Consider the following 14,364-nt stretch of genomic DNA (forward strand, 5'->3'; position numbering starts at 1 on the left):
TTCTCCTAACTAAGTATTAATAAAAGTTATACGCTTGTGATCCTTCCTTAAATAGTTAAGCCTGCCCTGCCATAAAAGCTATCTGAAAATAAATCTCTATCTATATAGCTTTATTTTATTTTTATAGCATACCTCTCTTATCTCTATTATCAATCTCAAAAATCGGAATAATACTTTTGTTGTATTAATTATCCTTGTTCTTAAAATGGCCGGTTATGGGTTGCAGGATATATGGATCAATCATATTAAAGAGCATTTATGCCTGTACCTTCCGAACGAACTAATCAAGAAATAAAATTTTCTGAATCTTGTTTGATGAGACCTGTCTAGACAATGAATTCAATAAGGCATGCTTTAATAAACTATATGGTAAAGTTGAGCCTGTAAATACACATATAGCTCTTTTGATGGAAGAAAGATTTTAAGAAATACTATTTAAAGAATATTGCTCACGTCATTAAAAGATGGTTATGTAGAAATTTTTATTCTTTTATACAGTTAAAAAGGCATAGAATATTACTAAGTTAACTACTGCTAACTTACATCAGCTTGCATATCTTATACATTACACATGCAATATAAAAAGTAGCAATTACTTTCTCCTTACATAAAATTCCATAGTTTGGAGGAATATTAAGAATTAATAAATATGATTGATCATATTACTTTTGCAGTAAATAATTTTTCAGAGAGCCTTAAGTTTTATGATGAAACTATGCATATTCTGGGCATTGAACGTTTAAAAATCATAGAAGATGAGGAAAGTCAAATGGCTGGTTATGGGCAAGCTGGGAAATGCCATTTTGGGATTTTTCAAGACAGAAAGCCAAATGAGCAAGAATTGGTAGGCAAAGCTCGTGGTTTTCACCTTGCTTTTACCGCTCCTAATGTAAATAGCATACATGAATGGCACCAGAAATGCTTAGAGCTGGGAAGTATGGATAATGGTGCGCCTGGACCACGCCCTCACTTTAATCCAGGATATTATGCTGCTTTTATCATTGATCCTAATGGCTGGAGAATAGAAGCTATGCTTCGTACATATATGTCAAAAATATGACTGTAAGGAGCTAATTCTATTAGAACTGTTCTCTATTTCTTGGATTTAGTTAAAAATTGCTGTAAATAACTATCCTACTTTATTTGGTTAAAAATACACAACTAATTTTTATAATTATCAGCTATGATAGATATACTCATTTTTATTATTTTCTTACTTCTAAACTTTGTTATAGGACTTAAATACCGAGGTAAAAAACAGTCTTTTAAAGAATATGCGATTGGTAATAAAGATTTTTCTACAGCTACACTTACCGCTACTATCGTAGCTACTTGGGCTTCTGGGAGTATGTTCTTTAGTGATCTAGAACAGACTTATAGCCAGGGATTATATCTAATTATAGCTGTTGTAATAGGTGGTAGTTTAGGATTATTGATTACAGGATACGTTATAGCTCCACGTATGGGAACCTTCTTAAACCATGTTTCTATGGCTGATGCCATGAGCAGTATTTATGGTAAAGGTATTCAGGTTATTGCTGCTACAAGTACAGTGCTTATGGATATAGGATATATAGCTATTCAGTTTAAAGTAATCTCTAAAATTTTAGCTGCATTATTTGATTACCACGGACCTGAAGTTATTATCATTGCAGCTGCCATTATTACTATTTATTCGGCTTTCGGTGGAATTAAATCAGTTAGTTTTACAGATGTAATACAATTTATTACTTTTGGTACATTATTGCCCGTTTTAGCCTTGGTTATTTGGCACCATATCCCAGATACTAACCAAGTGATACACACCCTTACCACTAATCCTAATTTTAGTTTTAAACAGGTAGTAAGGTGGAGCCCTCAGTTTATGAGTACCCTAGTTTTTATGTGTTATTCCATGACTCCTAGTTTACCACCTATGTTATTTCAGCGAATGGCTATGGCACGAGATATTAGACAAGTCAAAAGGTCGATTGCTTATGCAACAGGTCTCTTGCTTTTAATAGAGCTATTTATAATTTGGATAGCTATCCTTCTTTTAACCGACAATCCAAACCTCACTACTAGCCAGGTAGTTAGCTATTTAATAGAACAGCATACGTATGCAGGCCTTAAAGGATTCTTAGGAGTAGGTATTATTGCTTTAGCTATGTCTTCAGCAGATTCTGCTCTTAATTCTTGTGCTGTATTGGTTGCTAATGACATACTTCCTCCCTTAAAAATTACGAAACAAGCATCTGTAAGGGCAGCTGCTATTGCTACTTTTATAATAGGATTTTTTGCTGTACTACTGACTTTATCTATTCAGAATATATTACAAATCCTATTGTTTTCTGCAAATTTTTATTTGCCCATTCTCACCATACCAATGTTACTTACTATTTTCGGCTTTCGTACTAGCAAACGAGTGATTTTTATTGGCATAGGTGCTGGATTTATTATGACAGCTTTCCTTTTGGTCTACTTTAAAAATATCAATAGCTTTTTGCCAGGCATGTTTGCTAATTTTGCCTTTTTACTTGGTAGCCACTATATACTTGGGGAAAAGGGAGGTTGGACTAAGCAGACGACACAAATGGAACTAATGAATATGCCTGATACTTATCCAATTACCTGGAAAGATCGGTGGAATAAGCTAAAATCTATAAAACCATTGGTGTACCTTGAAAAGAATTTACCTAACAAAGAATACTACTATCCACTGTTGGCCTTTTACCTACTGACAGCTACTTATGTATCTTTATACAACGTACCGCATGTTATAGAGCAACAGTATCTAACTTTCTATAGAAGTATTCAATATTCCATTCTTGTTATTACCACAGGACTATTAGCTTTTCCTATCTGGCCAGCTCCACTCAAAAATAAGCGCTTGCTAGCTTGGCTATGGCCTTTAGTTATCTTCTATACCCTTTTCTTTGTAGGTGGTATGGTTATGATTATAAGTGGATTCCAGCCAAATCAGGTCTTAATCTTTATGTTAAATTTAGTGATGACCGTCTTATTAACGTATTGGCCGTTAGCAATCACATTGGCTATAACTGGGTTAATAGCTGCTACCTTGATATTTAAATGGGTGTTCGGCGGAGTTGTCTTGCCTAATCAAGCAACACCTATTTCTTTTCAGTTCAGCTATGGCTTGCTCTTATTTAGTAGTCTATTAATAGCATTATTTAGGTTCAAACAAGCCAACAAAGATCTTGCAGATAAACATGCGTACCTTCGTTCTACACATCATGAAACGACACAAAGTTTATTAAAAGCACGTAGATATGAGGAGCGATTTGTAAAAGCTTTGAATACGGAGGGTGTTGAAGAACTCAACAAGGTAGTAACCCTGGGCAGGGAATTAGAAATACAAAGTAAAACGATAGATACTAAATTGCTACCAGAGGCTTTTAAGAGTGCTTTTATAACTTGGCAAGAACAACTTGCTGCTGCTGCTCAATATCTAAAAATATTATCACATCGTACAAGTGCTTATCTACGTTTAGAGGTAGAAACTGCACCTATAGCTAGTATAATACAACAAGCTATAGGCCTTCTTCAGTTCCAAGAAATAGAGAAGATACCTCAAGTAAATCTTCAGAATTATTCGAAAACAGAAGAATTAGAAGCAGATTTAGTTAAAATAAAGCAGCTAATAGTTAATGCTATTCTATATGCACAAGATATGCGGCAAGCTAGCTCAAAACCGATTATATTACGTATAGAGGATACGGTGCTAAGCTACCCCATCAACGGAGTAGGAGAAAACATGAAGCGAATACATGCAGTATGTTTTACAGTTACTACTACTGATAAGGTTACTCCTGCAGAACCAGTTTACTTAGGTAATGTAGACCAGGCAAACTTGTGGATTTCTCAAGTTAGGGAAAATCTAATGCTCGGTACAAACCAGCGTATTATAGAAGCACATTATGGCTACTTATCCTTGTCAACACAGGGGGTAGTTACTACGCAAGTGTATGTAATACCTAGGCAGGTAAGGGAAGTACGACCTAAAGAAATGGATATTGCTCAAATGGATGTAGATGAATTCCAACCTATATCGGATGAGAATTATCCAGGGGCTGCTGAGCAAGAAGCAGCATTTTTAGAAGCTGTAAAAAGTAAAACAACAGCAGACTTAAAGCTGGTAGATAAGGCACTTAAAATAATCAAAAAATACCATGGGCCTGTAAAACGTAAATCAGGCGAGCCTTTCTACTTGCATCCTGTAACTGTAGCCAGTATAGTGTTAGAGTATACACAAGATGCAGATACAATTATTGCTGCCTTACTACATGATTTAGTAGAGGATACTGCTTTTTCTTTACCTCAAGTAGGGCTGATGTTTAATACCCGTATACAAAGGATTGTAGATGGTGTAACTCATCTATATAGCAACTTTAATACGCTTCACAAGATAAAACTAGCTGCTCATGAAAACATTAAAAAGTTGCTCGACGTAGAAGATAAAGGTGTATTATATGTGAAACTAGCAGACAGATTACATAATATGCGTACTATTGAAGGACATTCTTCACTTGTTAAGCAAAAGCAAATTGCTGAAGAAACTTTGCAGTTCTTTGTTCCTGTAGCACAATATTTAGGGCTTAAACAAGTTATGGACGAGCTGAAAAAACGCAGCTTAGAAGTGTTAAATAAACAATAATATTTAGAATATTATTTGACTTAGGTAGAAGAGTCGTCTGGTATGAAGATAAAGAGCTATTATATACTGTAGCTGTGCTGCTTTACGACGTAGTGTAGGATACAAAGCTCATAATACTTATGATAGATTATATGTAGAGGTAGCATATGCCTTTGTAATAATCAAAGGTTACTAAACTAGAAAGCAGCATATAGAGATTAAAACTAGAAAATCTTCTGTAAGAATATTTATGTTGCAGCCAACTATGAACATAAGTATATAGCTTGTTGTTGAGTTAATAGTAGCTTACTTGATATATATAGTTGAACGTAGCATTTATTGGATAGGTGAAAAATATATTCCTTTGGACGGTTTTGTAGAAATAGGTAGTAGCCTTAGATTTAACGGTTGTAATATAGGAGGCTTAATAGCATAGGTTGAAATTTGATTAAGAAGTAGGTGTATTATAAACTTGGTTAGTAGCTGCACGTAATGTATTAGTAAGTAATGCGGCTATTGTCATAGGTCCTACACCACCAGGCACAGGAGTGATAGCGTTGCAAAGTGTTGCTACTTCTTCAAATGCTACATCTCCTTTTAGTCTATAACCACGCTTCTTGGTAGTATCAGGTATGCGCGTAATACCCACATCGATCACAGTTGTACTTGGTTTTATCATATCAGCGGTAATAAGTCCAGGTTTTCCTACAGCTACAACCAATATGTCTGCCTGACGTGTAAAGTTAGTTAGCTGTTGTGTATAGCTATGGCAAAGGGTTACTGTGGCATTACCTGGATAAGCATTCCTACTCATAAGTATACTCAATGGTGCGCCTACTGTAGGTCCTCTTCCTATAATAACACAATGTTTGCCAGCCGTCTCAATTTGATAGTGTTCCAATAGCAGGAGGATACCTAATGGGGTAGCGGGTATGTGGGTAGGCAGGTTGCAAGCCATCCGTCCATAGTTGAAGGTATGTAGTCCATCTACGTCCTTTGATGGGGTAATGGCTTGTATAATTTTTATAGCATTAATATGCTTTGGTAATGGTAATTGTATTATAATACCATGAATAGAAGTGTCTTCATTTAGCTTATGAATAAGATATAGTAATGTAGATTCTTGTACATGCGACGCTTCTTGAATGAAAGTAGTTTGGAACCCAACCTCTTGGCATGCTTTAACTTTATTATAGACATAGGTATGGCTAGCAGGATCATCACCAACTAAAACAATAGCCAAGTGTGGGATAGGCTTACCTTCCTTTGCCAATGTCTGTACTTGCTCTGCAAGTGATTGCCTAAGGAAGTGCGCTACTTGTTTTCCATCTAAGATAACTGCCATGAATAATAATAAGTTGATGCATTCTATTAAGCTATAAAATTACTAGGATATGGTTACTCTAGTTTTAATACAGCTAGAAAAGCTTCTTGTGGTACTTCTACTGACCCTATCTGACGCATACGCTTTTTCCCTTTCTTTTGTTTTTCAAGTAGTTTCCTTTTTCGGGATATATCACCTCCATAACATTTTGCAATTACATTTTTGCGCATAGCTTTAATAGTTTCTCTCGCAATAACTTTTGTGCCAATAGCAGCTTGGATAGGAATTTCAAACATTTGTTTGGGTAAAAGTTCCTTTAGCTTAGCACATAATTTTTTTCCTAACTCATATGCTTTATCTCGGTGTACAATGGCAGAAAGGGCATCTATTTTCTCTTCATTAAGTAGAATATCTAATTTAACTAGTTTAGAAGCTTCAAATCCAAGCAGTTCGTAGTCTAATGAAGCATAGCCTTTTGAAATGGTTTTGAGCTTATCAAAAAAGTCAAATACAACTTCTGCTAAAGGTAGCTTAAAAGTTAGCTCTACTCGTTCTGGTGTAAGATAAGTTTGATTTTGAAGAGCACCTCGTTTGTCTACACATAGCTTAATAATATTACCAATAAATTCGGGTTTTGTAATAATCTGTGCTCTAATAAAAGGTTCTTGAATTTCATCAATAAGGTTAGGATCAGGTAATTCAGAAGGTGCGTTCACTTCATGTAAATCACCTTGTTTGTCTATAACATGAAATTGTACGGAAGGTACAGTCGTAATCACAGTCATATCAAACTCTCGCTCCAAACGCTCTTGTACAATTTCCATATGAAGCATACCTAAAAATCCACATCGAAATCCTATACCCAAAGCAGCTGAGCTCTCATGAGTCCATACCAAGGAGGCATCGTTGAGCTGTAATTTTTCGATAGCAGTACGTAATTCTTCATATTCATTAGATTCTACTGGATAGATACCTGCGTAAACCATGGGTTTCACATCTTCAAAGCCTTTGATAGCCTCTTTGCAAGGATTGTTAACATGTGTAATGGTATCACCAACTTTTACTTCACGGGCATTTTTTATGCCAGAAATTAAATAGCCTACATATCCAGCACTTAAAGATTCCTGGGGTATTTGGCCTAAACGAAGTACGCCAATCTCATCTGCTTCGTACGACTTGCCTGTATTGACAAATTTAACCTGATCTCCCTGCTTAATAGTACCATTAAATATTCTAAAGTAAACTTCTACTCCTTTAAAAGAATTATATACAGAGTCAAAGATCATGGCTTGTAAAGGAGCATCAACTAAGCCAGTAGGAGGAGAAATACGTTCTATAATGGCTTGTAAGATATCTTCTATACCTATGCCTTGCTTGGCGCTTGCAGGAATAATATCTTCTCGGTCGCAACCTAACAAATCAACAATCTGATCTTTTACTTCTTCAGGCATAGCACCTGGAAGATCTATTTTGTTGAGTACAGGAATAATGGTTAGGTCGTGTTCTAGCGCTAAATATAAATTAGAAATTGTTTGTGCTTCTATGCCTTGTGAAGCATCTATAACCAGAAGAGCTCCTTCACAGGCAGCAATAGACCTTGAAACTTCATAGGAAAAGTCCACGTGGCCAGGTGTATCAATAAGATTAAGCACATAATCTGTTCCCTTAAAAGTATAGCGCATCTGTATAGCATGGCTTTTAATTGTAATACCACGCTCACGCTCTAAATCCATATTGTCTAATAGCTGGTCTTGGGAGGCTTTTCCAGATATTGTACCCGTGGCCTCAAGCAAACGATCTGCTAGCGTGCTCTTTCCATGGTCTATGTGCGCAATAATGCAAAAATTTCTAATGTTTTTCATATGGGGCTTAAAATAAACAAAGATATAGGTATTTTGGATAAACCTTTATGTTTATCGTATACAACGTATATGCTTAATAAAAAAATCTATAAACATAAATTACTTTACATTTTAATAGCTTAAATATGTTCAATATTTTGATTTCTTATCTTATATTTGCATTTCTAATAAGCATATTTAAGCGCTCATACCATGAACGAATTAATTAAAATGGTCGGTATCGACTACACAGAGCAGCGGAAAAAATTTCCAGACTTTAAAGCAGGCGATACCATTAATGTACATATTAAAATTAGTGAAGGAAAAAAAGAACGTATACAACAGTTTCAAGGGGTAGTTATTCAAAGAAGGAACCCTAATACAAATGGTGAAACTTTTACAGTACGCAAGATATCTGAAGGTATCGGTGTAGAGAGAATCTTTCCTCTGCTTTCTCCAACTATTGAAAAAATAGAACTTAAACAGCAAGGTCTTGTTAGAAGAGCTAGGTTGTTTTACTTGCAAGGTAAACAAGGTAAGGCTGCTAGAATTAAAGCAAAGATCACTTCAAAAGCTTAAATCAATATTAAAAAGCTGTTTGCTGGAGCTTACACAGTCAATACAATTTTATTATGTAGAGAAGGTAATATTTTAAGTATTGCCTTCTACTATGCTCTTCTCATATCTTCTTTCCGTTGGTACAATAGTTTTTTAATGCCTAGTTGAAGTATATATGCATATTATGCTATACCAATCGTGGGGATTCTGCACAGTTTCAATAGGTTTATATTGTTTATAGCATAGCTATATAGCTTCACTTTTAATGATTAATAGGTATAAGTGTCAGCGTTGTTGAAGACTATGTGCATTGAATATTACCTGACTACAATAACACTAGCTTTACTTATTATCTTAAAGTAAACTTTTCACAATAACTATTTAGGTTTCCTGCTAAATTTCAAGAAATTGAGATAAATATATAGGGGTCGGCTCAGAATTCGGAATTTATAGCACGTTAATGAACTATAGGAATACGCAAGGGTCTAAATTTACCTTTTTCAAAGGGTTTATTGGCTGGCCAGAGATAGTCTCCTGTCAGATTAATATGCTCCCAGCCAAGAGGAGATATATGACTTAACAGGTTTTCATCAATAGTCTGACCTTGATCTTTTAAGAATTGGATAGCTTGTTCTAAATAAACTGTATTCCATAGAATAATTGCTGCTACTACCAAGTTAAGGCCAAAAGCTCGGTAGCGTTGGTTTCCAAAACTACGCTCACGTATTTGGCCACGTCTATTAAAAAATACAGCTCTTGCTAAGGTATTTTTAGCTTATCCTTTATTAAGACCGGTGTTAACGCGCTGACGCAGCTCCACATTTTGTAGCCAGTCTAAGGTAAAGGGACTACGTCCAATCCGGCCCAGCTCTCTTAGGGCTATGGCAAGTCTGTTTTGACGCGGATAACTTACTTACTTACTATTAAGGAAACTGTTACAGTCCCTTGTTTGATAGAGGTAACAGTCGTAAGATATCATCCCAATGATGCTGGATATGCTTAGAGCCTGTTCATAAACTTTGTTTAATAAGCTATCAGCTATTACATTAGTCAGGATAATGATCGATAATCTGATAAAAAAGGAGCTTATCTATGACTCAAGGGTATCCTAGCAATATTAATAGAGAACAATTTGAAGTTATACGCCCTATCTTGGAATCAGCCCGCAAGAAAACTAAACCTCGCCAGGTAGATCTATAAGAGGTGTTCTCTGGCTTACTGTATCTGCTCAAGACAGGCTGCCAATGGAGAATATTGCCTAAAGATTTTCCTAAATGGCCTACCGTAGGTGCTTATTTTCAGATATGGAGTAAAAAGCAAGAAAATGGCTTAAGCTTTCTAGAAGAAGCATTAAAAAATAGGGTTACCCGCCTGAGGAAGCAATCAGGTAGACAAGCCCAAACGAGCCTAGTTATAGTAGATGCACAAAGTGTAAAAAATACAGATACAGCTAAAGAGAAAGGCTATGATGGAGCTAAAAAGATAAAGGGGATCAAGCGCCATATAGCCGTAGACAGCCAAGGCTTACCCCATGGGATATATATCATAAAGGCTAGTGAAACAGATAGAGCTGGAGCAATAAGTATGCTAACAGAGCACAAGGAGCAATTAGCTAAGGTAAAGAAGGTGCTAGCAGATGGAGGCTATCGTGGAGAAGTGTTTGCCAATCAAGTAAAAGAGGTGCTTCAAGGATCGGAGGTAAAAGTAGCCAAAAGGAGTGAATTGCATCAATTTAAGGTAATACCTAAGCGATGGATAGTAGAGCGAAGTTTTGGCTGATTGGAAAAATGTCGGCGCTTATGGAAGAACTGTGAAAGAAGATTATCGACAAGCTTACAAATGGTAGTGCTAGCATTTCTGAGGATATGCCTACTAAGATTATGAACAGGCTCTTAGAAGAACTTGCAAACGAATATAATGCAGAGATAAGAGGGTGGTATGGCTATTATGGGAGATTCTATCCATTGGAAATGAGGAAGATATGGGAACATATAAATTGGTATCTAGTACAATGGGTTAGGAGAAAGTATAAAAAGTTAGCGAAGAGTAGCATACGGGCCAGAGGATATCTGAAGCGTATAGCGAGTCAAAATCGAGACCTATTCATACATTGGAGACTTGGAGTACTTCCAGAAGCTGAAATGGTGGAAGCGGTGTGAGCTGAGAGGTTCATGCACCGTTTTAAGAGGGGCTGAGGTTGAAATACCTCGGTCTACTCACCTGTACAAGTCAAGATTTAAACTGACAGACAGATTACAACAGGGGATGCAAATTGTCAGCATACTCTAGCCTGTCTGGTGTGCTAGAAAGATACAACAACTCGTTGTTCTTTTCCAAGGCTAAGTGCTTACTGTCTTTAAAAGTTTGCATAGGCGTTTTCCCATAACAATACTTTCCACTATGACTTCGCTCATTGTTGTAGTAATATAACCACTCATCCAAATCACGCTGCAATTCTTCTAAGCTGGTATATATCTTTTTTCTCATAGCTGTGTCATAAAACTCAGTCTTCATTGTTTTATGAAAACGTTCACACATGCCATTAGTCTGTGGTGAGTAGGCTTTAGTAGTAGTATGTTCTATTCCCTCTACACTTAAGAACAGCTCATAAGCATGATTCTCTAAGGTTCCTTTATATTCTGTGCCTCTGTCGGTCATAATACGCAAAACAGGTATTCCTTGCTCAGCATACCAAGGCAATACCCGCTCATTTAAGATATGAGCGGAAGTTATAGCTGTTTTTTCTGTATATAGCTTAGCCTCTGCTACTCTAGTGTAAGAGTCAATATAAGTTTGTCCATATACTTTACCTATACCTTTAAAATTACCCACATAATAAGTATCCTGACATCCTAAGTAGCCTGGATGAGCCGTCTCTATCTCTCCATGGGCTTCTTGAAGCTGCTTCTTATTCTCTAAAGCTTTTAGCTGTGCTTCTGTTAAAACCATACCATCTTGAGCCATCTTAGCTTCTAAAGCTGTTAATCGCTTTTTAAGGTTGTTTAGATCATTGCGAAGCCATATAGATCTTACTCCTCCAGCAGATACAAGTATACCTTGCTTTTTTAGCTCATTGGACACTCTTTCTTGTCCATAGGCTGGATATTCTATAGCCATATTCAGTACTGCCTTTTCTATAGTAGGGTCTACTCGATTGGCAAGGATTGGCTTTCGACGTGTTAATTCATAAAGCCCTTCTTCACCACCCTTCTCATAGAGTTCCTTAAAGCGATAATAGCTATCTCGGCTATAGCCCATGGTCTTACAAGCTGAGGATACATTGCCTAACCTTTTTGCTAACTCTAATAAACCCAATTTAGGTTTTATGATTTTCTGGTTTAAGTTCATTTTCTTCTCTAGTTTAGTTTTTGGTTTACTCCAAGTATAATAAATTTTATTGTACCTGTCAGTTTAAATCTAAACTAGTACAGCGCAGGTTATATTTGTTCTGAAAGTTACGGTAAACTTCTGACATAATCTTAAATACCTTGATCTCTCTTATCTTATGCTCTACCTTCATACGTATGGAGGATAGCTTTCTGTTATGTTCTTTCTGCTCCTTGGTTAATGGCCGCTTACGGCTCTTTTTGTAGGGAATCATGACATTGCTCTGTAGTTTTTGCCAGCCTTGATAACCACTATCTGCTAGCTTTAAGCTTTCTTTAGGTAAGAGCTTTTCTTCTTTACGGATTTTAAAGTCATGCACTCTTCCTTTATGGGATTTGGATACAGAGAGTATCTTTCCATCTTCTCTAATAACTATCTCTGTTTTTATAGTATGTCGCTTTTTCTTGCCTGAATATGATTTCTTTTGCTTCTTAGTAGGTCTTTGTGTAGGCTGCTCGCTCACATCTGCTAATATGCGCAATACCTTATCTGAGGTTAAGCTACGATTTTTTTAATGCTAATCTTCTTAGCTAGTAATGGCTCCATTTTTCTTAACAAGCGGCATATGTTAGGGTTGTGTAAGTTAAACAAATAGCCTAAAAACACATGGCTAATATAAGTGCGATAATACATGAGTACACAGAGCAATTTATCTTCCAAGGTAGGTAAATGACTCATCCTACCATGGCGCAGCTTGCTCGATTCTAACTCTTCAAAGAGAGGCCTTACTTTTAAAACTAATTGCTCAAAGGTTTCTAGTCTCAAGCCAGTTATTCTTATAAAGTTATAGGGATGTTTGCTTATCCTCGCGTAGGTTAAATGCATACTTATTCCTTTTATATAATAAGAATTACATCTTAACCCTTTTTATCTTCTTTGTCAACCTTTTTCGCAGCAGTTCTAGTCTACTAAAGTAAAATTTGTGCAGCCCATTGCAAGTTATCATGGTTCGAGTCCTAAACCCACTCATCCAATTCCATCCCATCTAGCATCCCAATTAATAACAATTTCAAAGAATGATAGGCATAGAGAAGAAAATGCTGCTGCTAATGTTGGAGTTCCGCTATCAAATGAGAAATCTAAGCTATTACCTTCTCATCAAACAAGTACAAATCTTCAAACAAAAAGTATACAAGAACACCCAGTAAACAGCCTTACTTTAGAAGCTTTACAACTCTCAATTTCTTTTCAAAATATATTAGAATACTTAAAAAGGTTTAACAATCAGCCTCAAGAGGATAGATATTTAGAACTTGCTAATCAAGAATTAGTAAGATTTGATATTCCAATTACTAATACTTTCTATCGCAATATAGAATATGTTGGAGAGGGAATGTTAAATAGAGTTTTTAAGGCTATACTTATACAGGGTCGTGCTACACTACAAAGCCGGAAGGTAGCGCAATTGCTCTAAGAGTTGCTTCAGCTTCTAGTTTATCACTTCCAAGCATGTTAAGGACTTATGCATGTTTATCTAAATTACGTTTACACAATATTAGTCCCTATATCCCAGAAATTCTTGGTATCTATTTGGCACCATACTCTGAAACTTTTAAAAAAGAATCAAGATACGGAGATAGAATTGTAAGAGAAGGCAAGCCAATGGTACGCATTTGGGAAATGGATTACTTGGATAAAAGTTATGAGGACGAGTATGGAAAGTCTTCTAAAAAGTTCATGGAGCCTCGTGTAACCTTTGAAGAAGTTATTGGCCGCTGGGCTGTTGGCGTGGTTGCCAAGTGTCAGATAGACGATGAAGATGGAGATGTACTGGGACATCATATGTTATATTATGATCCTAATTATGTTGTTTACCATATTGCCGATAAATTGTATCTATTTGAGCCAGGTTATTCTCCTAGACAGGTTGATTATGATGATGGAAGTTGTCGAGATTCTAACTATAGCTTAAAACATCATAAGGAAGGATCTTTTCCTATACGCCAAGATACATATTATCAAAGTAGTTATATGTATGAAAGAACACCTACACATTCTATTAAAAAATTCTTAGAAGAAATAGAGATGAAGGGTCTTTTTCAATCTCTTAAAGAGAATCTAGTTGAGTTCGAAGTGTCACCAACTAATCCAATCCCAGCTACTGATAACGTACAACATTTTTATATACCCGAAGAATATATTTAAATTTAAATCAATATCGTATACCATACATAATTAGCGTGAGAATATGGTTGCTTAGATTGTTATAATTTTGTTTTCTATTCTACCCTTATAGCTAGCTACTGCTATGTTTGTTAGGCCTCTTTCGAAAGTAAAATTAAAGTAGTCAGAAACTTATCTAAACACAAGTGATACTATAGTTTTGAAAGAAGTCTATTACCTATCTTGCTTAGATGTTTAGTCTCCTTCTATATTTAAAACTAAATGGTTTATAGCTTTTACTTGGACTATTGGCGTTGCTTACTTATTTTTTGTAGTAGGAGGTATTTTATTGATGATGAGTGGTTTTTATCAAGTGCAAGTAATGATCTTTATGTTAAACCTGATTAATACTGCACTATTACTTCCATGACCATTAGTAGCTATGTCGTCTGTAAGTAGACTGATAGCGCATATGGTTTATTCTAATCGTGGAGGTGAGATATTTTTAGAAGGGCCAG

General features: G+C 35.9%; 9 protein-coding genes and 3 pseudogenes. 7 read left to right on the forward strand and 5 right to left on the reverse strand.

Annotated elements, in window-relative coordinates:
- Window positions 1-649 precede the first annotated feature (649 nt).
- Window positions 650-1,060 (forward strand): VOC family protein, encoded by a 411-nt coding sequence (locus tag AASI_RS04745; RefSeq protein ID WP_012473058.1) that lies wholly within the window; start codon window positions 650-652, stop codon window positions 1,058-1,060.
- Between the two features lie 123 nt (window positions 1,061-1,183).
- Complete coding sequence (locus tag AASI_RS04750; protein ID WP_012473059.1) at window positions 1,184-4,654, forward strand: sodium:solute symporter family transporter; 3,471 nt, start codon at window positions 1,184-1,186, stop codon at window positions 4,652-4,654.
- A 427-nt stretch (window positions 4,655-5,081) separates the two neighbouring features.
- Here the strand turns inward: AASI_RS04750 and AASI_RS04755 are convergent, their stop codons facing one another.
- Together AASI_RS04755 and lepA are read right to left on the reverse strand one after the other, a co-directional pair.
- The gene (locus tag AASI_RS04755; protein WP_012473060.1) at window positions 5,082-5,978 is read right to left on the reverse strand and encodes a bifunctional 5,10-methylenetetrahydrofolate dehydrogenase/5,10-methenyltetrahydrofolate cyclohydrolase; all 897 of its coding nucleotides are present in this window, start codon (window positions 5,976-5,978) and stop codon (window positions 5,082-5,084) included.
- Between the two features lie 53 nt (window positions 5,979-6,031).
- Window positions 6,032-7,819, reverse strand: a complete 1,788-nt coding sequence (lepA, locus tag AASI_RS04760; protein ID WP_012473061.1) for a translation elongation factor 4 — start codon at window positions 7,817-7,819, stop codon at window positions 6,032-6,034.
- Between the two features lie 192 nt (window positions 7,820-8,011).
- Between lepA and rplS the strand changes: the two genes are divergently transcribed.
- A complete protein-coding gene (gene rplS, locus AASI_RS04765; RefSeq protein WP_012473062.1) occupies window positions 8,012-8,377 on the forward strand; it encodes a 50S ribosomal protein L19 in 366 nt (121 codons plus the stop codon).
- 436 nt (window positions 8,378-8,813) lie between these two features.
- Here the strand turns inward: rplS and AASI_RS09110 are convergent.
- Window positions 8,814-9,357: pseudogene (locus AASI_RS09110) on the reverse strand (Tn3 family transposase); the annotation flags it as partial.
- Between the two features lie 91 nt (window positions 9,358-9,448).
- Between AASI_RS09110 and AASI_RS08185 the strand changes: the two are divergent.
- Both AASI_RS08185 and AASI_RS04785 read left to right on the forward strand, forming a co-directional pair.
- Window positions 9,449-10,240 (forward strand): annotated as a pseudogene (locus tag AASI_RS08185) (IS5 family transposase).
- Window positions 10,237-10,515, forward strand: coding sequence for a group II intron maturase-specific domain-containing protein (locus AASI_RS04785; RefSeq protein ID WP_083758873.1), 279 nt, complete (start codon window positions 10,237-10,239; stop codon window positions 10,513-10,515). The pseudogene AASI_RS08185 and the gene AASI_RS04785 overlap by 4 nt, the downstream one beginning before the upstream one ends.
- Window positions 10,516-10,609: 94 nt before the next feature.
- On the opposite strand, the gene AASI_RS04790 is transcribed toward AASI_RS04785, so the two are convergent.
- Together AASI_RS04790 and AASI_RS08190 are read right to left on the reverse strand one after the other, a co-directional pair.
- On the reverse strand, window positions 10,610-11,704 hold the full coding sequence (locus AASI_RS04790; RefSeq protein WP_012473063.1) for an IS481-like element ISCaa12 family transposase: 1,095 nt from the start codon (window positions 11,702-11,704) through the stop codon (window positions 10,610-10,612).
- Window positions 11,705-11,762: 58 nt separating this feature from the next.
- A pseudogene (locus AASI_RS08190) lies at window positions 11,763-12,568 on the reverse strand (transposase).
- A gap of 97 nt (window positions 12,569-12,665) precedes the next feature.
- On the opposite strand from AASI_RS08190, the gene AASI_RS04805 reads away from it, so the two are divergent.
- Both AASI_RS04805 and AASI_RS04810 read left to right on the forward strand, forming a co-directional pair.
- Complete coding sequence (locus tag AASI_RS04805; protein ID WP_012473065.1) at window positions 12,666-13,157, forward strand: hypothetical protein; 492 nt, start codon at window positions 12,666-12,668, stop codon at window positions 13,155-13,157.
- 35 nt (window positions 13,158-13,192) lie between these two features.
- Complete coding sequence (locus AASI_RS04810) at window positions 13,193-13,888, forward strand: hypothetical protein (protein ID WP_012473066.1); 696 nt, start codon at window positions 13,193-13,195, stop codon at window positions 13,886-13,888.
- Window positions 13,889-14,364: the final 476 nt, after the last annotated feature.

This window comes from Candidatus Amoebophilus asiaticus 5a2, assembly GCF_000020565.1.
Taxonomy (GTDB): Bacteria; Bacteroidota; Bacteroidia; order Cytophagales; family Amoebophilaceae; genus Amoebophilus; species Amoebophilus asiaticus.

Excerpts from the sequence above, each read along its gene's own strand:
- AASI_RS04745 (WP_012473058.1), top strand. The coding sequence starts at position 650 with ATGATTGATCATATTACTTTTGCAGTAAATAATTTTTCAGAGAGCCTT.
- AASI_RS04785 (WP_083758873.1), top strand. The coding sequence starts at position 10,237 with ATGAACAGGCTCTTAGAAGAACTTGCAAACGAATATAATGCAGAGATA.
- AASI_RS04750 (WP_012473059.1), top strand. The coding sequence starts at position 1,184 with ATGATAGATATACTCATTTTTATTATTTTCTTACTTCTAAACTTTGTT.
- AASI_RS04755 (WP_012473060.1), bottom strand. The coding sequence starts at position 5,978 with ATGGCAGTTATCTTAGATGGAAAACAAGTAGCGCACTTCCTTAGGCAA.
- lepA (WP_012473061.1), bottom strand. The coding sequence starts at position 7,819 with ATGAAAAACATTAGAAATTTTTGCATTATTGCGCACATAGACCATGGA.
- rplS (WP_012473062.1), top strand. The coding sequence starts at position 8,012 with ATGAACGAATTAATTAAAATGGTCGGTATCGACTACACAGAGCAGCGG.
- AASI_RS04810 (WP_012473066.1), top strand. The coding sequence starts at position 13,193 with ATGTTAAGGACTTATGCATGTTTATCTAAATTACGTTTACACAATATT.
- AASI_RS04790 (WP_012473063.1), bottom strand. The coding sequence starts at position 11,704 with ATGAACTTAAACCAGAAAATCATAAAACCTAAATTGGGTTTATTAGAG.